At 68.4% G+C, this 20562-nt stretch carries 19 protein-coding genes; 9 read left to right on the top strand and 10 right to left on the bottom strand.

Going from position 1 to position 20562, the window contains the following annotated elements; all coding sequences use genetic code 11:
- Nucleotides 1-3 precede the first annotated feature (3 nt).
- On the top strand, nucleotides 4-390 hold the full coding sequence (locus tag CJ177_RS26865; protein WP_095869021.1) for a sterol carrier family protein: 387 nt from the start codon (nucleotides 4-6) through the stop codon (nucleotides 388-390).
- Here the strand turns inward: CJ177_RS26865 and CJ177_RS26870 are convergent, their stop codons facing one another.
- The gene (locus CJ177_RS26870) at nucleotides 391-1710 is read right to left on the bottom strand and encodes a cyclopropane-fatty-acyl-phospholipid synthase family protein (RefSeq protein WP_095869022.1); all 1320 of its coding nucleotides are present in this window, start codon (nucleotides 1708-1710) and stop codon (nucleotides 391-393) included.
- Nucleotides 1711-1884: 174 nt separating this feature from the next.
- Here CJ177_RS26870 and purF point away from each other — a divergent pair, with 174 nt between their 5' ends.
- Together purF and purM are read left to right on the top strand one after the other, a co-directional pair.
- Nucleotides 1885-3468: an amidophosphoribosyltransferase gene (gene purF, locus CJ177_RS26875; protein ID WP_005254820.1), complete on the top strand. Its 1584-nt coding sequence runs from the start codon at nucleotides 1885-1887 to the stop codon at nucleotides 3466-3468.
- 120 nt (nucleotides 3469-3588) lie between these two features.
- The gene (purM, locus tag CJ177_RS26880; RefSeq protein WP_005244377.1) at nucleotides 3589-4668 is read left to right on the top strand and encodes a phosphoribosylformylglycinamidine cyclo-ligase; all 1080 of its coding nucleotides are present in this window, start codon (nucleotides 3589-3591) and stop codon (nucleotides 4666-4668) included.
- 111 nt (nucleotides 4669-4779) lie between these two features.
- Here the strand turns inward: purM and CJ177_RS26885 are convergent, their stop codons facing one another.
- From CJ177_RS26885 to CJ177_RS26900, 4 genes are all read right to left on the bottom strand, one after another.
- A complete protein-coding gene (locus CJ177_RS26885) occupies nucleotides 4780-4980 on the bottom strand; it encodes a DUF3073 domain-containing protein (protein WP_005244376.1) in 201 nt (66 codons plus the stop codon).
- Between the two features lie 181 nt (nucleotides 4981-5161).
- The gene (locus CJ177_RS26890) at nucleotides 5162-6115 is read right to left on the bottom strand and encodes an asparaginase (RefSeq protein ID WP_005244373.1); all 954 of its coding nucleotides are present in this window, start codon (nucleotides 6113-6115) and stop codon (nucleotides 5162-5164) included.
- Entirely contained in the window at nucleotides 6112-6780 is a 669-nt protein-coding gene (locus CJ177_RS26895) for an MOSC domain-containing protein (protein ID WP_005244372.1), read from the bottom strand. Before CJ177_RS26895 ends, CJ177_RS26890 begins: the two co-directional genes overlap by 4 nt.
- A complete protein-coding gene (locus tag CJ177_RS26900) occupies nucleotides 6777-7898 on the bottom strand; it encodes a folate-binding protein YgfZ (protein WP_257014689.1) in 1122 nt (373 codons plus the stop codon). Before CJ177_RS26900 ends, CJ177_RS26895 begins: the two co-directional genes overlap by 4 nt.
- A gap of 63 nt (nucleotides 7899-7961) precedes the next feature.
- Between CJ177_RS26900 and CJ177_RS26905 the strand changes: the two genes are divergently transcribed.
- From CJ177_RS26905 to cydC, 5 genes are all read left to right on the top strand, one after another.
- On the top strand, nucleotides 7962-8834 hold the full coding sequence (locus CJ177_RS26905; RefSeq protein WP_095869024.1) for an aminodeoxychorismate lyase: 873 nt from the start codon (nucleotides 7962-7964) through the stop codon (nucleotides 8832-8834).
- Between the two features lie 133 nt (nucleotides 8835-8967).
- Nucleotides 8968-10464 carry a cytochrome ubiquinol oxidase subunit I gene (locus tag CJ177_RS26910; RefSeq protein WP_025431869.1) on the top strand — a complete coding sequence of 499 codons (1497 nt, stop codon included), beginning with the start codon at nucleotides 8968-8970 and terminating at the stop codon, nucleotides 10462-10464.
- Nucleotides 10465-10475: 11 nt separating this feature from the next.
- Nucleotides 10476-11513 (top strand): cytochrome d ubiquinol oxidase subunit II, encoded by a 1038-nt coding sequence (gene cydB, locus CJ177_RS26915; protein WP_005244367.1) that lies wholly within the window; start codon nucleotides 10476-10478, stop codon nucleotides 11511-11513.
- Entirely contained in the window at nucleotides 11510-13216 is a 1707-nt protein-coding gene (gene cydD / locus CJ177_RS26920) for a thiol reductant ABC exporter subunit CydD (protein WP_095869025.1), read from the top strand. Before cydB ends, cydD begins: the two co-directional genes overlap by 4 nt.
- Nucleotides 13206-14939 (top strand): thiol reductant ABC exporter subunit CydC, encoded by a 1734-nt coding sequence (gene cydC, locus CJ177_RS26925; protein WP_025431871.1) that lies wholly within the window; start codon nucleotides 13206-13208, stop codon nucleotides 14937-14939. Before cydD ends, cydC begins: the two co-directional genes overlap by 11 nt.
- A 188-nt stretch (nucleotides 14940-15127) precedes the next feature.
- On the opposite strand, the gene CJ177_RS26930 is transcribed toward cydC, so the two are convergent.
- Together CJ177_RS26930 and CJ177_RS26935 are read right to left on the bottom strand one after the other, a co-directional pair.
- The gene (locus CJ177_RS26930; RefSeq protein ID WP_061701182.1) at nucleotides 15128-16237 is read right to left on the bottom strand and encodes a type IV toxin-antitoxin system AbiEi family antitoxin domain-containing protein; all 1110 of its coding nucleotides are present in this window, start codon (nucleotides 16235-16237) and stop codon (nucleotides 15128-15130) included.
- Between the two features lie 98 nt (nucleotides 16238-16335).
- Nucleotides 16336-17058, bottom strand: coding sequence for an FABP family protein (locus CJ177_RS26935; RefSeq protein ID WP_005244359.1), 723 nt, complete (start codon nucleotides 17056-17058; stop codon nucleotides 16336-16338).
- A 242-nt stretch (nucleotides 17059-17300) separates the two neighbouring features.
- Between CJ177_RS26935 and CJ177_RS26945 the strand changes: the two genes are divergently transcribed.
- On the top strand, nucleotides 17301-18608 hold the full coding sequence (locus CJ177_RS26945) for a cutinase family protein (RefSeq protein ID WP_095869026.1): 1308 nt from the start codon (nucleotides 17301-17303) through the stop codon (nucleotides 18606-18608).
- A 67-nt stretch (nucleotides 18609-18675) separates the two neighbouring features.
- Here the strand turns inward: CJ177_RS26945 and CJ177_RS26950 are convergent, their stop codons facing one another.
- From CJ177_RS26950 to CJ177_RS26960, 3 genes are all read right to left on the bottom strand, one after another.
- Nucleotides 18676-18981 carry a DUF1416 domain-containing protein gene (locus CJ177_RS26950; protein ID WP_005244353.1) on the bottom strand — a complete coding sequence of 102 codons (306 nt, stop codon included), beginning with the start codon at nucleotides 18979-18981 and terminating at the stop codon, nucleotides 18676-18678.
- A 3-nt stretch (nucleotides 18982-18984) separates the two neighbouring features.
- Complete coding sequence (locus tag CJ177_RS26955; protein WP_061701180.1) at nucleotides 18985-19821, bottom strand: sulfurtransferase; 837 nt, start codon at nucleotides 19819-19821, stop codon at nucleotides 18985-18987.
- Between the two features lie 67 nt (nucleotides 19822-19888).
- The gene (locus CJ177_RS26960) at nucleotides 19889-20341 is read right to left on the bottom strand and encodes a DUF4395 domain-containing protein (protein WP_005244351.1); all 453 of its coding nucleotides are present in this window, start codon (nucleotides 20339-20341) and stop codon (nucleotides 19889-19891) included.
- Between the last annotated feature and the right edge of the window lie 221 nt (nucleotides 20342-20562).

The following is a 20562-nucleotide window of genomic DNA, read 5'->3' on the forward strand; positions in this document are numbered from 1 at the left end:
CGTATGCCGTCGCGCCGAGCCGTAGATCCCGCCGAACTGAGGGCCGCCGTACTCGAGGTCGGTCCGTGGTTGCGCGGCGATTCCGAGGAGAAACCGTCCCGCACCCAGCTGGCCGCGGCGGTCCGGCTCAGCGCGCGGACACTCGAGCAGGTCGCGCCCGGTTCGAGCGTGGAGGTGCGGGTTCCCCCGTTCGTCGCGGTCCAGTGCATCGAGGGTCCCCGGCACACCCGCGGCACTCCGCCCAACGTCGTGGAGACCGACCCCCGGACGTGGCTGCTGCTGGTGACGGGGCTGCTGGAGTTCGACAGCGCGACCGCCGACTGCGGAGTCTCGGTGTCGGGGAGTCGCGCCGGGGAGATCGCCCACTGGCTGCCGCTGCTGCGCGTATAGCTAGCCCAGCCACAACGCGCGGGTGCGCGGCAGCCCGCTCGACCCGTCGTCGGACGGGCGCACGGCCAGTAGCTGATGGATCGTCAGCCGGCCCTTCTCCTCGAACCCCAGGGCGCTGGCCGCGAGGTACAGCAACCAGGTGCGGGCCCGCTCCGCGCCGGCGAGCCGGATCGCGTCGTCCCAGGAGTCGCGCAGTCTGCCCACCCACGCCCGCAGCGTGAGTGCGTAGTGCTCCCGGAGGGCCTCGACGTCGCGGACCTCGAGTCCGGCGTGCTCGAAGGCGTCGACCGTTCTGCTCAGCGGCAGCACCTCGCCGTCCGGGGAGATGTAGTTCTCGATCAGTCCCGACGAATTGTCCGTGCCGGTGAGCGACCGGACCGAGGCGATGGCATGGTTGAGCAACCGCCCTTCGGGACGCAGAAGGTCGAGCAGGTGCTGCGCGTACTCGGGCAGCGCGGAGTCGCCGACGTGTTCGGACATGCCGATGCTGGAGATCGCGTCGAACGGACCGTCGACGACGTCGCGGTAGTCCTGCACGCGGATCTCGATCAGATCCGACAGCCCGGCCTCGGAGACCCTCGCCCGCGCCCGATCGGCCTGTTCGTGGCTGAGGGTGACGCCGACGACGGACACGTCGTACTTCTCGGCGGCGTGGATCGCCATCGAACCCCAGCCGCAGCCCACGTCCAGCAGTCGCATGCCCGACTGGAGGCCGAGCTTGCGGCAGACCAGGTCCAGCTTGTCGTTCTGCGCTTCTTCGAGCGTCCCGATCGCACCGCGGTCGCCGGATCGCTGGTCCCGGTACCCGCAGGAGTAGACCATCGTCGGCCCGAGGAAAAGGCGGTAGAAATCGTTGCCGACGTCGTAGTGATGTGAGACCGAGGACGCGTCGCGCGCCTTGCTGTGCTTGGGGCCGCGGCGCCGGGCCACCTCCACCGACGGCGGTGTCGGGCGGAGACCGAGGCCGCCGAGCCGGACGAACGTCGACAGCGACTTCAGGATGGTGCCGCGGTCGGATCCGCGGACGCCGAGTGTCCCCAGCCGGTCGACGAGATCCGGAAGCGTCAGCAGCCGGAAGACGTCGCCCTCGATCTCGAGGTCACCGGACACGTAGGCCCGGACGAGACCGAGTTCGTTCGGCGACCACAGCACCCTCCGGATGGCCCGGCGGTTGCGGAAGACGATGGTGACGTCCGAGTCGGGGCCGGCCTCCGAGCCGTCCCAGCATCGGACGTGCACGGGAATGGGGATGCCCATCGCGCCTTCGAACGCGCTCAGCAGGCGTTCAGCGGCGGTCGGTGCCGTGCTGCGGACGTCCATCGGAAAAGCCCCCGCTCTGTGGTTCGAGGATGCTGATCGATACCGAAACCAACCTATTTTTCGGCTGTCCGTCCGGGAGTCTGGCCGGTTCGATCGGCACCGTGGGCGAAGCGACGGCGCAGGGCACGTAGACTGACCTTGCCCCTCACACGCCCATCCCCAGGGAGCACCCCGGTGACCAGAGCCGATCTGTCGGTCCACAGTCCTAATCTTCTCTCTTCGAACCCGTCCGACGAGGACGAGAACGAGCCCCGCGAGGAATGCGGAGTCTTCGGCGTCTGGGCGCCGGGAGAGGATGTGGCGAAACTCACCTACTACGGACTTTATGCTCTGCAGCACCGTGGGCAGGAAGCGGCGGGCATCGCCGTCGCCGACGGTTCGCAGGTGCTGGTCTTCAAGGACCTCGGGTTGGTCAGCCAGGTGTTCGACGAGCAGACCCTGGCAGCGATGCCGGGACACGTCGCCGTCGGCCACTGTCGCTACTCCACCACGGGTTCGACCACGTGGGAGAACGCGCAGCCGATCTTCCGCACCACCGCCGCGGGCAGCGGCATCGCCCTCGGGCACAACGGCAACCTCGTCAACACGGCGGAGCTGGCGCAGCGCGCCCGTGAAGCCGGACTGGTCAACGACAAGCGCCCCGGCGGCGCCACGTCCGACTCGGACGTCGTCGGCGCCCTCCTCGCGCACGCCGCCGCCGACAGCACCATCGAGCAGGCGGCCATGAAGCTCCTGCCGACACTGCGCGGCGCGTTCTGCCTCACCTTCATGGACGAGCACACGCTCTACGCGGCCCGCGACCCGCACGGCATCCGCCCGCTGTGCCTCGGACGCCTGGACCGCGGCTGGGTCGTGGCCAGTGAGACGGCCGCACTCGACATCGTCGGCGCGTCCTTCGTCCGCGACATCGAGCCCGGCGAGCTGCTCGCCATCGACGCCGACGGCGTCCGCTCCTCCCGCTTCGCGAACCCCGAGCCCAAGGGCTGCGTGTTCGAGTACGTGTACCTGGCCCGTCCGGACAGCGTCATCGCCGGACGTTCGGTGCACTCCACCCGCGTCGAGATCGGCCGTCGCCTCGCCACCGAGCACCCCGCCGAGGGCGACCTCGTCATCCCGGTCCCCGAATCGGGCACTCCGGCGGCGGTCGGTTACGCGCAGGGGTCGGGCATTCCGTACGGCCAGGGTCTGATGAAGAACGCCTACGTCGGCCGCACCTTCATCCAGCCGTCGCAGACGATCCGCCAGCTCGGTATCCGCCTCAAGCTCAACCCGCTCAAGGAAGTCATCCGCGGCAAGCGCCTCGTGGTGGTGGACGATTCGATCGTCCGCGGCAACACCCAGCGCGCGCTCATCCGGATGCTCCGCGAGGCCGGCGCACTGGAGATCCATGTCCGGATCGCGTCGCCGCCGGTCAAGTGGCCCTGCTTCTACGGCATCGACTTCGCCTCGCCGGCCGAGCTGATCGCCAACGGCGCGGGCGGCGGTGGCGAGCCCGGCAGCTTCGACGAGATGCTCGAAGGGGTGCGCCGTTCCATCGGCGCCGACACCCTCGGCTACATCTCCACCGAAGGCATGATCGCGGCCACCGAGCAGCCTGCGACGCGACTGTGCGCGGCCTGCTTCGACGGCACGTACCCCATCGCGCTCCCCACGGAGACGTCGATCGGAAAGAACGTTCTCGAGGGGATGCTCGAGAGCGCGGCAGGCGGTCCCGCGACGCGGGAGAACGACAACGCGAACGCCCTCAGTCGGCCGTAGGCCGGTACATCGGGATCCGGCCGGAGAACGTACTCCGGTACCGTAAGGACGCAATCACAGCACTCGATTGCCCGACCGACACGATTTTGACGAGCAACAGAAGGCTGGAGTAACAACCACATGACCGAGGATCCGACAAGTCGCCCTGGCGCGTCCTACGCCGCCGCAGGAGTGGACATCGCCGCAGGCGATCGGGCGGTGGAACTCTTCGCTCCCTTGGCCAAGCGCGCCAGCCGTCCCGAGGTTCTCGGTGGTCTCGGTGGATTCGCGGGTCTGTTCTCGCTCAAGGGTGACTACAAGGAGCCGCTGCTCGCGGCGTCCACGGACGGTGTGGGCACCAAGCTCGCCGTCGCTCAGGCACTCGACAAGCACGACACCGTGGGCCTCGACCTGGTCGCGATGGTCGTCGACGACCTCGTCGTCTGCGGTGCCGAGCCACTGTTCCTGCAGGACTACATCGCCGTCGGGCGAGTCGTCCCGGAGCGTGTCGCCGAACTCGTCAGCGGCATCGCCGAGGGCTGCATCCAGGCCGGTTGCGCGCTGCTCGGTGGCGAGACGGCGGAGCACCCCGGTGTGATGGCGGACGGCGACTACGACCTGTCCGCGACCGGCGTCGGTGTGGTCGAAGCCGACCAGGTGCTGGGGCCGGACCGGGTCCGTCCCGGCGACGTCGTGATCGCCATGGGTTCGTCCGGACTGCATTCCAACGGTTACTCGCTGGCCCGCAAGGTCCTGCTCGAGATCGACCACATGAGTCTGACGGCGCACGTCGACGAGTTCGGCCGCACCCTGGGCGAGGAGATGCTCGAGCCCACGAAGATCTACGCCAAGGACTGCCTGGCCCTCGCCGCCGAGACCGACGTGCGCACGTTCTGCCACGTCACCGGCGGTGGATTGGCCAACAACCTCGCGCGGGTCATGCCGAAGGGTCTGGTCGCCGAACTCGACCGCGGCACCTGGAGCCCGGCTCCGATCTTCGCGATGATCGCACAGCGTGGACGCGTGGAGCGGGCCGAGATGGAGCAGACGTTCAACATGGGCGTCGGCATGGTCGCGATCGTGGCGCCCGAGGACGTCGATCGTGCGCTGGCCGTTCTGACGGCGCGCCACATCGACTGCTGGACGCTGGGCAGCATCAAGAAGTCGCACGACGTGTCGGCCGAGCGCGCAATTCTCGCCGGCGATCACCCGCGATTCTAGGGTCGGACGCCGTCTGTCGGAACGGGGCGAGCTAGTGGCCCCGACCGGCTGAAGATGTGGAAATGAGGGGGAGCCGGTATCGGCTCCCCCTCATTTCGTTGTCTTCAGATCTCAGCGCCGCCAGTCGTCGTCATCCTCCCGGGAGTGACCCTCCCTGTCGGCACGCTGGTCAGCGAAGACCTCGTCCCGATGCGAGTTGGACGACCCACCTGAGAGCTCTCGTTGCAGGCTGTCAAAATCCGTGGTCGGTACGCTGTACTTCAGCTCGCGTGCAACCTTGGTCTGCTTTGCCTTAGCCCGGCCGCGGCCCATGGCTGACCCCCTCGCGCTTTCGCGGGGCGGCCTGGGGAATTTGGCGGCCCCGTTTGAGTGTGTAAGTTCCTGCCCCACACTCTAGCGTGGAAAAGTCCCTCGCGCTTCCATCCACACCCCGAAGCGGTGTCGGTTTAGTCTCACCGGGCTCGCGAGCTGCCCCGATGCCGGTATTTCGCCTTCAGAAGACTCCCGGAATTGCCCGGACCGTCCCCACTCGGACGCCGCCGCCGAGCACGGGCTGCGACGCGAGGGCCGCCAGATCCTCGGTCCACTCGGCACCCATCCTGTGGAGAAGTGCTGCGGCGAGGGGTAACCGGGCCCGTTCGTGGCCGTCGTCGATCTTCAGCGCGAACGCCGAGCCGTCGGGAAGTGCGCCGGCGTAGACACCGTCGGCCCCGGCCTTCGTCATCAGCCCGGGCACGACCGGCATCAGCCGCGCGTCGTCCTTGCCGGTGCCCGAGACGAGGTAGGGGTGCTCGCGGACGGCGTCGGCGACGGCGAGCTCGGGGGAGTCGGGCTCGGCGGTGACGAGCCGGGCGAACGCCCGCGCCAGATGCGTCAGCGACAGCGGGACGATCGGCAGCCCGCATCCGTCGATGCCGAGCTCGGCGTCGACGTCGCCGCTGATCGACCCGAGCGTGTCGACGACCGCGAGTTGCAGCGGATGAGTCGGCTCGAGGTAGCTGTCCAACGGCCAGTCGTTGGCCAGGCACGTGGCGAGCATGGCCGCATGCTTGCCGGAGCAGTTCATGTACACCGGGCGGGGGAGCTCACCGGCGGCCAGCAGTTCGGCCCGGGCGAGTTCGTTGGAGGGCAGATCGGCGGGACAGCGGAGCTGGTCCTCGTCGAGGCCGTACCTGGCGAGCAGTCGCTCGACGAGTTCGATGTGGTCCGACTCGCCCTCGTGGGATGCGGTCGCGATCGCGAGCTCTTCGGAACTGGACGGTTCGAAGCCGTTTCGCAGCATCGTCACGGCCTGCCACGGCTTGTTCGACGACCTCGGGTAGATCGGCGTGTGCACCTCACCGAGGGTGAGCGCGATCTCGCCGTCCGCGCGGAGGATCACCGCGGAGCCGCGGTGCACGCACTCACGGAATCCGGAACGTACGACCTCCACCAGTTCGATGCTCAATACGTGACCTGCACTTCCAGTCCGGCGATCCGTCGGCGGGCCTTGTCCGCGACGGTCGGAGAGAGGTTCTCCTGCTGTTCGAGCAGCGCCACGAACCGTTCGGGGTCGCGGCCGGTGAACAGATCGCGCACGGTGACGCCGTGGCCGGGCACGTGGATGCGCTGGACGGTGTCGCCGGCGGTGACCGACCCCTCCGTCACCACCCGCAGGTACGCGCCCGTGTCGGCGCGTTCGGAGAACCGCTTGACCCATCGGGGCTCGGCGGCCCAGACCCCGAACGTGCCGCACGGTGTCCGCGGACTGGTCACCTCCAGTTCGGTGGTGCCGATCCGCCAGCGCTCGCCGATCACGGCGTCGGTCGCGGCGATCCCGTCGAGGCGGAGGTTCTCGCCGAACCACCCCGCGGGCAGCTCGCGGCCGAGCTCCGACGCCCAGCGCTGCGCCTCGTCCTCCTGGTAGGCGTAGACGGCCTTGAACGGGCCGCCGTGGTACTCGGTGTCGCAGACATGGTCGCCGACCAGTCCGGCGGTCGTGACGCGCACGGGGCCGTCGACGGGCCGCTTGTCGATCGCCGTCCGGGTGACCCGCCGGGTGCCGCTGTCCCGCTCGGTGTGCAGCACGCAGACTGCCAGCACCTCGCCGGCCGTCGCGGTCGCCTCGCTCATCGGCCCCGGAGCCGGTCGACGGCCGCGCGGCCCGCCTGGACCGTGTCGTCCGCGGGCACGGAGTCGGGGTCGATCGACGCGGCGCACGAGCCGACCACCAATTCGGTGTCGGTGGGGATGGACCGTTTGACGAGGGCCAGCGCGATGGGTCCGAGCTCGTGATGGTCGATCACGGTGCCGATCCGTCCGACCGCACGGCCTCCCGCCGTCACCGGGTCGCCCGGTTCGGGCCGGCCCTCAGCGCTGCCGTCGAGGTGCAGCAGGACGAGGTGACGGGGCGGTTTGCCGAGATTGTGGACGCGGGCCACCGTCTCCTGGCCGCGATAGCAGCCTTTCTCCAGGTGGACGGCGCCGTGCTCGGCGGGACCGCCGATCCAGCGGACCTCGTGCGGGATGGTGCGGTCGTCGGTGTCGAGTCCGATCCGGGGCCGTGCGGCGGCCACCCGGAGTGCCTCGAACGCCCACGTTCCCGCGGGAGCGGCGCCGGCGGCGGTGAGCCGTCCCCACCACGTCGCGAGTCCTTCCCGCGGGATCAGCAGGTCGAAGGAGTCGGCGGTCGGCCACGGCATGCGGCGGACGAACCCGCCCCCGGGCACCGCGACGGCGGCGTACGGCTCGGCGGGTGCCACGACACCGGCCGCGTCGAGGGCCGTGACGGCGTCGGGGCCGATCACGCTGAGGACCGCGAGCTCGTTGCCCTCACGGGGCTCGGCCTTGGACCAGAACACCATCTTGGTGAGGAACGACAGGAGGCCGGGTCCGCGGTCGGCCTCGGTGTCGATCCAGGTGACGCCGTCCAGGTCGGTCTGGACGAAGTGGTGCTCGACGCGGCCGTTGACGTCGAGGCTGAGGTTCTCGGCGCTCGCGCCGTCGGGGAGCGCGGCGACGTGCTGGCTCGAGATGGTGTGCAGCCAGGTGAGTCGTTCGGGTCCGCTGATCGCGATGACGAACCGGTGGGAACGGTCGACGACCACCGCGGAACGTTCGGCGCTGCGTTGTTCGCCGAGTGGATCGCCGTGATGCCAGGCGACGCCGGCGTCGAGCGAGCCTTCGGGCGCAGGAACCGCGCCCGGGGCCGTGAGGAGTGGACTGGGTGAGACGGGCAATTTGTCGACCACGAAACCTAGTCTAGGGACCATGGACCACAGGTGGCGGTCAGCAGGGTCGATAGGCTGGGTGTCATGTCTGATCGAGTGCTGGTGACACTGGACCACGAGGTGCGGGACGCGGATGCCCCGCTGCTGCACGCGGACGATCTGGCGGTGGTGCGCGGCGACGGTGTCTTCGAGACGCTGTTGGTGCGAGGCGGTCGCGCCCTGAAGGTCGAGCCCCACCTCACCCGTCTCGTCGCGTCGGCGCGCGCCCTCGGATTGCCCATGCAGGACCTGGACGAGTGGCGCCTGGCGCTCGAGCTGGCCGTCGAGGAGTGGGGGTCCGAGCGGGAGGGCGCGATGCGACTCGTGCTCAGCCGCGGCCGGGAGTCCGGTGGCGACGCGACCGCCTTCGTCACCGTCGGGCCGGTGCCCGAGCGGATTCTGGAGGCACGACGCGACGGGGTGTCGGTACTCACACTGGCCCGCGGGTATTCGGTGGATCTGTCGGCGAGTGCGCCGTGGCAGCTGCTCGGGGCGAAGACCTTGTCGTATGCCACGAACATGGCGGCGCTGCGGTATGCGGCGACACTCGGTGCCGACGATGTGATCTTCGTCAGTAGTGAGGGCAATGTGTTGGAAGGGCCACGTTCCACGGTGGTCATCGCCCGCGACAGGCACCTCCTCACGCCGCCGCCGGAGCACGGAATCCTGCCCGGCACGACGCAGCAGGCGCTGTACGAGGTGGCGTCCGGCAAGGGGTTCCGCTGCGAGTACGCGGCGCTGCGTCCGGCGGATCTCATTACAGCGGAAGGTGTTTGGCTCATCTCCAGCGTCACCATGGCCGCGCGCGTGTGCAAGATCGACGGCCTTGCCCTGCCCGACGCACCGCTCGCCGACGAGATCGTGGAGCTGGTCGACCTCGCGGTCGAGACGGCGGGTGCCGAGTCCGCGGAGGCTTGACAGGTCTACTACATTTCGTAGTAGCAAAGTCCTGCGGGGGAAACGACCCCGCAGTACGTTGTTTTCAAGGGTCGGGCGGAAGCCCACGCTCCGGCCCTGAAGCCTGTCCTACGGGCCCAGTTTCGGAGTAGCCATGGATGCCTTGGATGTCTCCCGGTGGCAGTTCGGCATAACCACCGTCTATCACTTCATCCTCGTTCCGCTGACGATCGGGCTCGCCCCGCTGATCGCCGTCATGCAGACGATGTGGGTGGTCACCGGAAAGGACCACTGGTACCGGCTCACCAAGTTCTTCGGGAAGCTCTTCCTGATCAACTTCGCGCTCGGCGTGGCCACCGGCATCGTGCAGGAATTCCAGTTCGGGATGAACTGGAGCGAGTACTCACGCTTCGTCGGTGACGTGTTCGGCGCACCCCTCGCCCTCGAGGGACTGGTCGCCTTCTTCCTCGAGTCGACGTTCCTGGGCCTCTGGATCTTCGGCTGGGGGCGGCTGCCCAAGCTCGTCCACCTCGCCACCATCTGGCTCGTCGCGATCGGTGTGAACGCGTCCGCGTACTTCATCATCACCGCCAACTCGTTCATGCAGCACCCGGTCGGGGCCGTGTACAACCCCGAGACCGGGCGCGCGGAACTCACCAGCATCTGGGAACTGCTCACGAACAACACAGCGCTCGCGGCCTTCCCGCACGTCGTGGCCGGAGCGTTCCTCACAGCAGGCACGTTCGTGGCCGGCGTCGGCGGCTGGTGGATGGTGCGCAGCATGCGCAAATCGAAGGAAGCCACCGAACCCGAAGTGGCGAAGAAGCACGAGGAGACCGCCCGGACGATGTTCCGTCCGGTCACCATCCTCGCGCTGTGGGTGATGGTCGCGTCGGGCATCGGACTCGCGATCACCGGCGACATCCAGGGCAAGCTGATGTTCGAACAGCAACCCATGAAGATGGCATCGGCCGAATCTCTGTGCCACACCGAAACCGGTGCCGACTTCTCGATCCTCACCGTCGGCACCCAGAACAACTGCGAGAGCATCACCCAGCTCATCAAGATCCCCGGGCTCACCTCGTTCCTGGCGGACGGCACGTTCGACTCCACCGTCGAGGGCGTCACCGAGATCCAGGCCCGCTACGAGGAGATGTACGGGCCCGGAAACTACAAGCCCAACCTGTTCGTCACCTACTGGACGTTCCGCGCGATGATCGGCTGGGCCGCCGGGTCGGCGCTGCTCGCCGTGGTCGGTCTGTGGATGACCCGCGGCGGGCGCGTCCCGGACAAGAAGTGGTTCGGCTGGTTGTCGATCGCCGTCATCCCGACACCGTTCCTCGGGAACAGCGCGGGCTGGGTCTTCACCGAGATGGGCCGCCAACCGTGGGTCGTGGCACCCAACCCGACCGGTGTCGACATGATCAGACTGACTGTCGACCAGGGCGTCTCGAATCACTCCCCGTGGACCGTCTGGGTCTCGCTCATCACGTTCACGGTGGTCTACGGGGCGCTGGCCGTCGTGTGGTTCACGCTGATCCGCCGCTACACGGTCGAGGGACCACTCGAACACGACGCCCATCCACCGGGTGACGACCACGACGAGCCCGAAGAACCGGGCAAGCCCGAGCAACTCTCGTTCGCGTACTAGGGGAGACGGTCATGGGACTTCAAGAAGTGTGGTTCATCCTGATCGCGGTGCTCTTCATCGGGTACTTCGTCCTCGAGGGATTCGATTTCGGTGTCGGCATGCTGATGCCGGTGCTGGGCAGGCGCAAGGACCCGAACGGGGACACGCGACGGCGGGTGGTGCTCAACACCATCGGGCCCGTGTGGGACGGCAACGAGGTGTGGCTCATCACCGGTGGCGGCGCGTTGTTCGCCGCGTTCCCGGAGTGGTACGCCACCTTGTTCTCCGGCTTCTACCTGCCGCTGCTGATCATTCTCGTCGCGCTCATCGTCCGGATCTGCGCCATCGAGTATCGCGGCAAGATCGACGACGACACCTGGCGCAGGCGGTGCGACTGGGGCATCGTCTTCGGGTCCTGGGTGCCTGCCGTGCTGTGGGGTGTCGCGTTCGCGAACATCGTGCGGGGCGTCGACATCGACGCCGACAAGCAGGTCACCTCGAGCCTCTTCGATCTGCTCAATCCCTATGCGCTGCTGGGTGGTCTGACGACCGCACTCGTGTTCGCCCTGCACGGTGCGGTGTTCCTCGCCCTGAAGACGGCCGACGAAGTACGCACGGATGCCGTCGAACTCGCGTCCAGGCTGGCGATCCCGGCCGTTCCGGTGGCAGGCGCGTTCGTGCTGTGGACGCAGCTGGCGCACGGCAAGGGCTGGACGTGGATCCTCGTCGCGATCGCCGCCGCCGCACTCCTCGGGGTGATCGCGTTCACCCGCGCCGAGCGTGAGGGCTGGGCGTTCCTGCTCACGTCGATCGCGGTCGTCGCCACGGTGGCCCTGCTGTTCGGCTCGCTGTTCCCCAACGTCATGCCGTCCACTCTGGACGCCGCGTACAACCTGACCATCGACAACGCGTCGTCGAGTCCGTACACGCTGAAGGTGATGACGTGGGCCGCCGCGTTCCTCACCCCGGTGGTGCTGATCTACCAGGGCTGGACGTACTGGGTGTTCCGCCAACGGATCTCGACCAAGCACATCCCGCCGTCGATCGGTCTCCCGCTCGAGCGCAGATGAGCACAGCGGTAGGCGACGCTCCCCGCCCGGCCGACGAGCGCCCGGGCGGGGCGCGAGGTTCCCGGCGCCCCGTCGATCCCCGCCTGTGGCATTACTCCGCGGCGGCCCGCGGGTATCTCGTTCTCACGGTCGCGCTGTCGATCGTCAACGTCGCGATGGTCATCGTGTCGGCGCTCATGATCGGCCGCGTGCTCGGTGGAATCATCGTCGACGACGACACCGACCTCGGGCGGTGGTCCACCGAACTGGTGGTGCTCGCCGGTGCGGTGGGGGTGCGGGTGCTCGGCACCTGGTTGCAGTCCCGGTTCGCGCACCGGTCCGCCACGCGGGTGGTGGCGGAGCTGAAACGGGAGGTCCTGGGCGTCGCCACCCGCCTGCGACCGCGCGAGCTCGATCCGCGGCGGGACGAGATCGCGACCGTGCTCACCCGCGGAATCGACGGTCTCGTGCCGTATCTCACCGGGTATCTGCCGGCTCTGGTCCTCGCGGCGACGCTCACACCGGCGACGCTGGCGGTCATCGCATTTCAGGATCTGACGGCGGCGGCGATCATCTTCGTCACGCTCCCGCTCATCCCGGTCTTCATGATCCTGATCGGCCTGCTCACCAGGGGCAAGGCCGCCAAGACGCTGACCGCGATGACCACCCTGTCGTCCCAGTTGCTCGACCTCCTGGCCGGCCTGCCCACACTCCGCGCGCTGGGCCGCGAGCAGGGACCGGCGACGCGGGTGCGTGAACTCGGCGACGCCCACCGCCGCACCACGATGTCGGCGCTGCAGGTGGCGTTCCTGTCGTCGATGGTGCTGGAACTGCTGGCCACGCTGTGCGTCGCACTCGTCGCCGTGAGCATCGGACTGCGGCTGGTGTACGGGGAGATGGGACTCGAGGCGGGAATCGTGGCGCTGATTCTCGCGCCCGAGGTGTACCTTCCGCTGCGGATGGTCGGAACCCAGTTCCACGCCGCCGAGGACGGAATGGCCGCGGCGAGCCGGGCCTTCGCCGTCATCGATACCGATCGTCCCGACGACGCCGCCGACCGTGCGGTCGTAGTGGACGCGGCCGGGGCGCGTCTCGAATTCGACGGCGTCGACGTCCGGTCCCGGCACGGCCTGGCGCCGCACGGACTGACCGGGACCCTCGAACCCGGCGCGGTGACCGTGCTGACAGGACCCAACGGTTCCGGGAAATCGACTGCGGTGCAGGCACTCCTCGGCCTCGTCGAACCCGAGCGTGGGGAGGTGCGGGTGGCGGGCGCCGCCGTGAGTTCGCTCGACCGGTCCGCGTGGTGGGCGCAGGTGGCGTGGCTCCCGCAGCACCCCGTTCTCGTTCCCGGCACTCTGGACGAGAACCTTCGGCTCATCGGCGAGGTCGTCGACCTCGAACAGGCCTGTGCGGCGACGGGTTTCGACGAGGTTCTCGCCGAACTCCCGGACGGCTGGAACACGCGCGTCGGATCCGGCGGAACGGGACTGTCGCTCGGCCAGCGGCAGCGGCTCGCACTGACCCGCGTGCTGGCCACCCGGCGTCCCGTCCTGGTGCTCGACGAACCCACCGCACACCTCGACGACGCGTCGGAGCGGACCGTGCTCGATTCGCTGCGGAGCCTGGCCGCCGCCGGCCGGACGGTCGTCGTGGTGGGGCACCGGCCGACCCTGCTCGCGGCCGCCGACCGGGTGATCGAGGTGAGCGCCGATGTCGCGTGACCCGCTGATCCGGGCATTGCCGCTCCTCGACCTGCAACCGGGACGGGTAGTGCGGGCCGTCACCGCCGGCGTCGCCACGCTGGGCAGTGCGCTCGCGCTCGCGGCGCTGTCGGCGTGGTTGATCACGAGGGCGTGGCAGATGCCGCCCGTCCTGGACCTCAGCGTCGCCGTCGTGGCGGTGCGGGCGCTGGGCATCTCCCGCGGCGTCTTCCGGTACCTCGAGCGGCTGGCCACCCACGACACCGCGCTGCGCGGGACCACGTCCGCCCGCACCCAGCTGTACCAGCGGCTGGCCGACGGTGACCCCGCGGCCGCTGCCGGCCTGCGCCGCGGCGAACTGCTCGCCCGCACCGGGGCCGACGTCGACACCCTCGGTGACGTCGTCGTCCGCGCGCTCGTCCCCATCGCCGTGTCCGTCGTCCTGGCCGTGGCCGCCGTCGGCATCCTCGCGGTGATCTCGCCCGCCTCGGCGGTCGTGCTCGCGGTGGCGCTCGCGGTGTCGGGGGTCGCGGCGCCCTGGTTGTCCGCGCGGGCCGCCCGCCTGGCGGAGACGTCCGGCGCCGACGCGCGTGCCCGGTTCAGTGAGGACGCCGTCACCGCGCTCGATCACGCCGCGGAACTCCGCGTCGCGGGTCGCCTCGACCGGACCGTGTCGCGGGCGGTCCGCTCCGAACGCGCCGCGGTCGCGGCCACCGACCGCGCCGCCGCACCCAGCGCGTTCGCGGAGGCCGCCACACCACTCGCGGTGGGCGTGAGTGTGATCGCGTCGCTGCTCATCGGGATGGACCTGTACTCGTCGGGGACCATGAGCCCGATGGCGCTGGGCATCCTCGTGCTCCTGCCGCTGTCCGCGTTCGAGGCCACGGTCGCGCTGCCCGCCGCGGCGGTCGCGCTGACCCGGGCCCGGATCGCGTCGCGCCGAATACTCGTCGTGCTCGACGCCGCCGTCGCGGATCCGCACCCCGGCGACCGGGAACTGGACGGGCCCGCGGAGGTCGTCGCGAAGGACCTGCGGTGCGGCTGGCCCGGAGGGCAGGCCACCGCCCCGCTCGACCTCGACCTGCGGCCCGGCTTCCGAGTCGCGATCGTCGGCGGCAGCGGGTCCGGGAAGACGACCACGCTGATGACCCTGGCCGGGTTGCTCCCGCCGGTGACGGGGACGGTGCGGGTCGACGGACTCGACCTGCACAGCGTCAGGTCCGAGGCTCTCCGCCGGAACGTCGGATTCTTCGCGGAGGACGCACACCTCTTCGACACGTCCGTCCTCGAGAATCTGCGGGTGGCGCGCGGCGACATCCAGGACGCGGAGGCGCTGACCGTCCTGGAGTCCGTCGGGCTCGGGGGATGGGTGTCGGCGCTGCCGGAGGGCGTGCACACGACCCTCGCCGGCGGTGCCAGGGCGGTGTCCGGTGGGCAGCGTCGCCGCCTGCTCCTCGCCCGGGCGCTGCTGTCGCCCGCCCGAGTGCTGTTGCTGGACGAACCGACCGAACACCTCGACGCCGACGCGGGCGCCGACCTGCTCCGGCGACTGCTCGCGCGCGACGGCGGACTGGTGTCTGCGCAGCGCACCGTCGTGGTGGTCACTCACCAGCTTCCGGAGGATACCAGCGCTGACCTGGTGATACGGGTGGAGAAAGCTGAGAGCGAAAATGCGTTGCCGACTCCGTGCGTGCGGCGTACTTTCTTCAGTACACGAGGAAGGAGGTGGTCTGAAATTGAATGACAGACGGACACGTGAGGTGGCTGCCAGCTAGCCGCTACCGCTGACGGAATTCACTGACCGCGCGAGCGGCGAGCGAATCCCAGGCAGCTACCCGGCCCCCGAGCCCCCGGTCTGGTCCAGATCGGACCCGGTGCACAAGCACCGGAAGGCTCGGGGGCCGTTGTGCGCTCCGCGCCCGTGAGTACTTGTCAACCGCCCGACGTTAACAAGTACTCACGGCAGCGCGGGCACGGGTTCGGCGCACTCCAGCCGCCCCGCTCGAGCACCGTCCGCACCTCGGCCGCGACCTCGCACGAGCGCCGCGTCACCTCATCCCAGCCGTAGACCAGCGTCGCCTTTCCGGCGAGTTCCGCCGCGTTGCCGCGACGACGATCGCGCAGCGCCACCGACCGCGACGAGTGGTACCGCAGTCCGTCCAGCCGCACGAGGAGCGGAACGCCGCTGTCCGAGTAGTCCACGTCCTCGTAGAGGGTTCGTCCGTCGACGAGAACCGGCGACTGTCGTCGGGCGGCCGGTAATCCGTGCGCGAGTTCGACGTCGACCGCGTACCGGTGTTCCAGAATCGACTGGACCCCGCCGGAGACGAACGTCAGCGCGTCGGTGAGAGCCCTGCGGTATCTGCGCGGTGGACGCTGCTCGATCCGTCGGAGCAGTTCGTGGACCGGAATGTCGCTGCCGGTGACCGCTGATACCAGGACCCGTGCGGCCGCCACCGCCGACGGCTCCGCGACAGCGAGATCGACGACGGTGTCGGCCCGGGACGTTCGAGGCGGAAGCGTCGGGACGAGGATGTGGGCGTGCGCCCGCGATCGGTGGACCACGACCCCGGGGTGGAGGAGATCGCCCTCGCGGGGCACGGGACGGTTGGATCGCCGGCCGACCTTCCGATACGTCGGTCCCTGCGGCTCCGCAGACAATCCGTAGGGGACGGTGACGTGAATCGGCCCGTCAGGGTCGACGGGCATCAGCCCCCACTCCTCGGCCGCAGTCCGATGACTGAGAATCGCTCGGGGACCACCGAACAGCAGCGCCGCCCACAGCCTCATCGGCCGGTCGAGCGGACCGTTCGTGACGGCGTAGACGCCGTGCAGAACCGCCGACCATTGGCCGGACTCCACCATGTGCTGAATCTGCCGGGTCGAGATACCCAGTCCGCGCAGTTGCCGGGCCGTGACGAGGCCGTGCTGATAGTCGAGAACGCGTTGGAATTCGGGCCGGAAGTCGATCGTCGCAGTCGTCATGGACGCGACGGTGCGCACGGCGACCGACAGGATTCGCCCGAAACAGGCCGAATTCAATTGACCTGTGGATGAACCTCAGGTTGTGGATAACCGGAGCCGTGAGTACTTGTCAACCGCCCGTGGTTAATAAGTACTCACGGGCGCGAAGCGCACGCCTAGCCAACGTAGCGGGACAGCCGCGCGGAGAGGTGGGGACGCAGCTCACCGTCGGCGATGATGCGTTCCTCGACGTAGGCGAGGTCGCCGCCCTCGACGATGCCGTAGAGGCGCTTGGCGCCGCCGACGAGAACACCGGAGGTGCTGCGGATCACGACGTCGGTCGCGAGCTCCCACGACGACTGCGTGAGGGCCTGGCCGTAGAACAGTTCGACGATGCCGGAGCTGTGGGCGAGGAGGAGTTCGACGACTTCCTCGTTGGTGCTGCCGGGAATGCCGTCTCCGCTGATCCGCCAGAAGCCGGTCTCGTGGAGGTCGGGGCGCACGTATTCGCCGTCGGCGTCGAGAACCCAGGTCTGGGATTCCCACTTGAGGTAGTTGCCACCGTTGTGGGAGACGATGATCTGCTGCCCGAAGGGGTAGTCGCCTGTGTCGGGGTCGTGGCCTTCCCCTTCACCGCGCCACACACCCACGAGGGGCAGCACTGCGAGGAGTTCGTTGTTCAGATCCGGGCCGAGCCGCAGATTTGCGGTGTCCTCGGGCAGCGGAAGGTCCGGAAGCTGCGGGATGTTCCGCGACGCCGTCGTCTTGGAACGCTCGATGGCGTCCGCGACAGCTGCGTCACCGCTACCACGACGCACGGTGGGGGTGTCCCCAGCGGGCGCGCTCGTAGTCGGGTGCTCGGAAGGCGGATCTGCGCCTGCGTCCGGGTTCTGACTCACGACTCGTCGGTGACCAGGCGGTAGATCGTGTAGAGCGAGAACCACGTGATCAACACGGCGGCAAGGACAAGAAGTACCTCGAAGAAGATAACCACGGGGACATCCTAAACCGAACCCGTCGAACGGTCGAAACGGGAGGCGGCTTACCGTCACTGAGGCTACGGTTTCTCGAAGGCGACCACCCGGTCGGTTCCGAACATTCTCATGCGGTCGTCTCTTCTCCCGTCCCTCCTGGAGGTCCCATGCTTCGATCGAGTACTGCCGTCACCGGTCCGGTGCGGGCCGCGATCGCGGCGACGGTGCTGCTGCTGACCGTGTCGGCGTTCGGTGCTCCCGGCCTTGCCGTCGCTGCGCCGGACACCGGGAGCGCGGGCTCGGGAAGTGCAGATTCGGGGAGTGCCGACACGGACCGTGTCGATCCGAACAACTACGCCGCCGACTGCCCCGACGTGATGATCGTCGCCGTGTCCGGCGCCACCGACTCGACGGAGGACCGCAACCCTCTGACAGACGAGAACCGGCAGCTCTGGTCGAACTGGGTGGGCAACGTGACGGTGCCGACCGGCGAGGCCAACAAAGACGATCCGGGGACGGTGGGGTGGATGTACGTGCCCTACCCCTCCACATACGGCCCGGGTCTGCTGCAACCCGTTCCGACATACCAGGATTCGATGGCTGCGGGTGTCGCGTCGACGAACAGGATCCTCGACGAGAACAAGGCGAAGTGCGGCGACGACACCAAGTACGTGCTCCTCGGATACAGCGTCGGAGCGGAGGTGGTCGAAAGGGTGTCGCGCGAACTCGGCCACCGCGACAGCAATGCTCTGGTTACCGCCGACGACATCGCCGGCGTCGCGTTGATCGGCGACCCGTACCGTCCCGCGGGCACCCCCTCGATGGGCGAACCCGGCCCGCCAGGAGGCGGATTCATGTCGTCGGAGCCGGCCGATTACGGCGCTCTCGGCGGCAAGATCATCTACGCGTGCCGCCCCTACGACATCGCGTGCGACGCGCCGCAGGAGATCGCCGTCCTCGAACTGGCGCTCGGGGTGCTGGGACAGATGCACTTCACCCTGCTGAACCCGGGCCAGACGGTCTCCGACTTCGCGAATGCGGTGACGAACATGGCGGCGCGGTCGATCGTGCACATCGTCACCCACGAAGACTGGTTCGCCTCCGACGAGTCCTTCCTGGACGTTCTCCGCAAGGTCGCCGACCGGACCTACGACCCCGACGGCCCGGACCGGAACGTGCAGGTGTCTCAGGAGCAGATCGTCGAGGCGCTCAACTGGGCGATGGGTCCCGGTTCGGAGGTCGTGAAGGCGAAGCTCGCGGACGAGGGCCCGGGGTTCGTCGAGGACAACAGGGATGTCTTCGAACTGGTGATCAAGCCGTACATCTTCCTGGGCTTCATTCAGCACCTGTTCTACTGGAACAACAATCCGAACGACCCCTGGTACTGGGAGAGCGAGAAGGTCGTCGACTGGATCACCGCGCTCGCGCAGTCGGAGAAGGACGGCGAGACCATTCCAGCCGCGCCGGGCAAGTAGATCCCGCACGACAGAAGGGCCCCGCTCCGGATCGGAGCGGGGCCCTTCTGGTGTCGTCGGCTGGTGACTACTCGCCGACCGTGACGTCGACGTTGTGCACGCCTGCGCTCGACGGGCTCACCGTCGAGGTGCCGTTGCCGGAGCTGGACAGTGCACGCACGGTCCACTCGCCGGGAGCGGCGAAGAAGCGGAAGTCTCCGGTGCCCGAGGCGACGACCTCGGCGGTGAACTCTCCGCCGCCGTCGAGGAGACGCACGAACGCTCCACCGATCGGCTGGCCGTCAGCGGCGAGAACGCGGCCGGTGATGACCGTTTCCTTCTCGACGTCGACGCCCGCGGGCAGGGTCTGGGTCTGTACAGGTGCTCCACACATGGCTCAGTGAACCTCCAACTCGATGGGTGCGCCGACGAGTGAGCCGTATTCGACCCAGCTGCCGTCGTAGTTCTTGACGTCGGACTTGCCGAGGATTTCCTTGAGCACGAACCAGGTGTGGCTGGAGCGCTCGCCGATTCGGCAGTACGCGATGGTGGGCTTCGACTCGTCGTAGCCCTTCTCCGAGTACAGCTTCTCCAGGTCGTCGTCCGACTTGAAGGTGCCGTCCTCGTTTGCGGTGGTGCTCCACGGGATGTTGATGGCCGTGGGGACGTGTCCACGCTGCTGCGCCTGCTCCTGCGGCAGGTGCGCGGGGGCGAGGATCTTGCCGGAGAACTCGTCGGGCGAACGCACGTCGACGAGGTTCTTGTTGCCGATGGAGTCGATGACCTCGTCGCGGAACGCGCGGATCGTCAGGTCGGGTGCGTCGGCCTTGTACTGGGTGGCCTCGCGGGTGACGGTCTCCTTGGAGAGGGGACGTCCGTCGAGCTCCCACTTCTTGCGGCCGCCGTCGATGAGCTTGACGTCCTGGTGGCCGTACAGCTTGAAGTACCAGTACGCGTACGCCGCGAACCAGTTGTTGTTGCCGCCGTAGAGAACGATGGTGTCGTCGTTGGCGACGCCCTTGGCGGACAGGAGATCGGAGAACTGCTGCTGGTTCAGGAAGTCACGACGGACGCCGTCCTGCAGGTCCTTCCGCCAGTCGAGGCGGATGGCGCCTTCGATGTGGCCGCCGTCGTATGCGCTGGTGTCCTCATCCACCTCGACGAAAACGGTCTTGGGGGCGTTGAGGTTCTGCTCAGCCCAGTCGGCGGAGACTAGGACATCGGAGCGAGCCATGGTGTTCCTTTCGATGTGTACTTACTTGTGTCGGGTGGATCGTGCAGTGGTTCTCGGTGTGAAACTTTCAGGCCGCGGTGCGGAAGCGTGCGACGAGTGGATAGATCTGGCAGCCGAGGCAGAAGCCGAACGCAGCATTGAGAAACGCCGCGAACAGGGCGAATGCGGTGGCCACGGCACCGACGACGCCGGAGCCGGCGAAGAAGCCGACGGTGCCGACGGCGGCGAAGACGAAGCCGACGAGCTGCGCGAAGCGGAGCGGTGCGACCGGTTCGCGTTCACTCACCGGAGCGAGTCGCGGCGCGAGGAGGGTGCCGAAGATCCGGCCGTACGGGCTGCGTCGCGGTCCGGTGGCTGCGCCTGCCGCGAAGACGACCGCTTGCAGCGCCAGCAGAATTCCTGCTGCGACCAGCGAAAACGTCGACACGACGAGCACGGCGACGAGGACAGCGGTGGTGACCCAGGCGGCAAACCGGGGGCCACGAACGTCGACCTGCTCGAGCTCGAGTGTTGTGGACATGAGAAGTGCTCCTGCGGTGAGTCCTGAATGCTTGCCTGGCGCCGAACGACGACGGAAGACGTCGTCATCGGGGGTTCGATCACGTGCGCGGAATCCGCGGTGTCAGCAGAAAGCGACAGCCCTGGTGATCAGCAACAGGTACAGCAACAAGCCCCGAGGCGGCACAGGTCTACTGTGCGGCGACGGGTGAGCATGAGCTCGTGGCTGGATTGCACGACGAC

Origin of the sequence: Rhodococcus sp. ACPA1 (genome assembly GCF_002300195.1) — a bacterium.
Taxonomy (GTDB): Bacteria; Actinomycetota; Actinomycetes; order Mycobacteriales; family Mycobacteriaceae; genus Rhodococcus_F; species Rhodococcus_F opacus.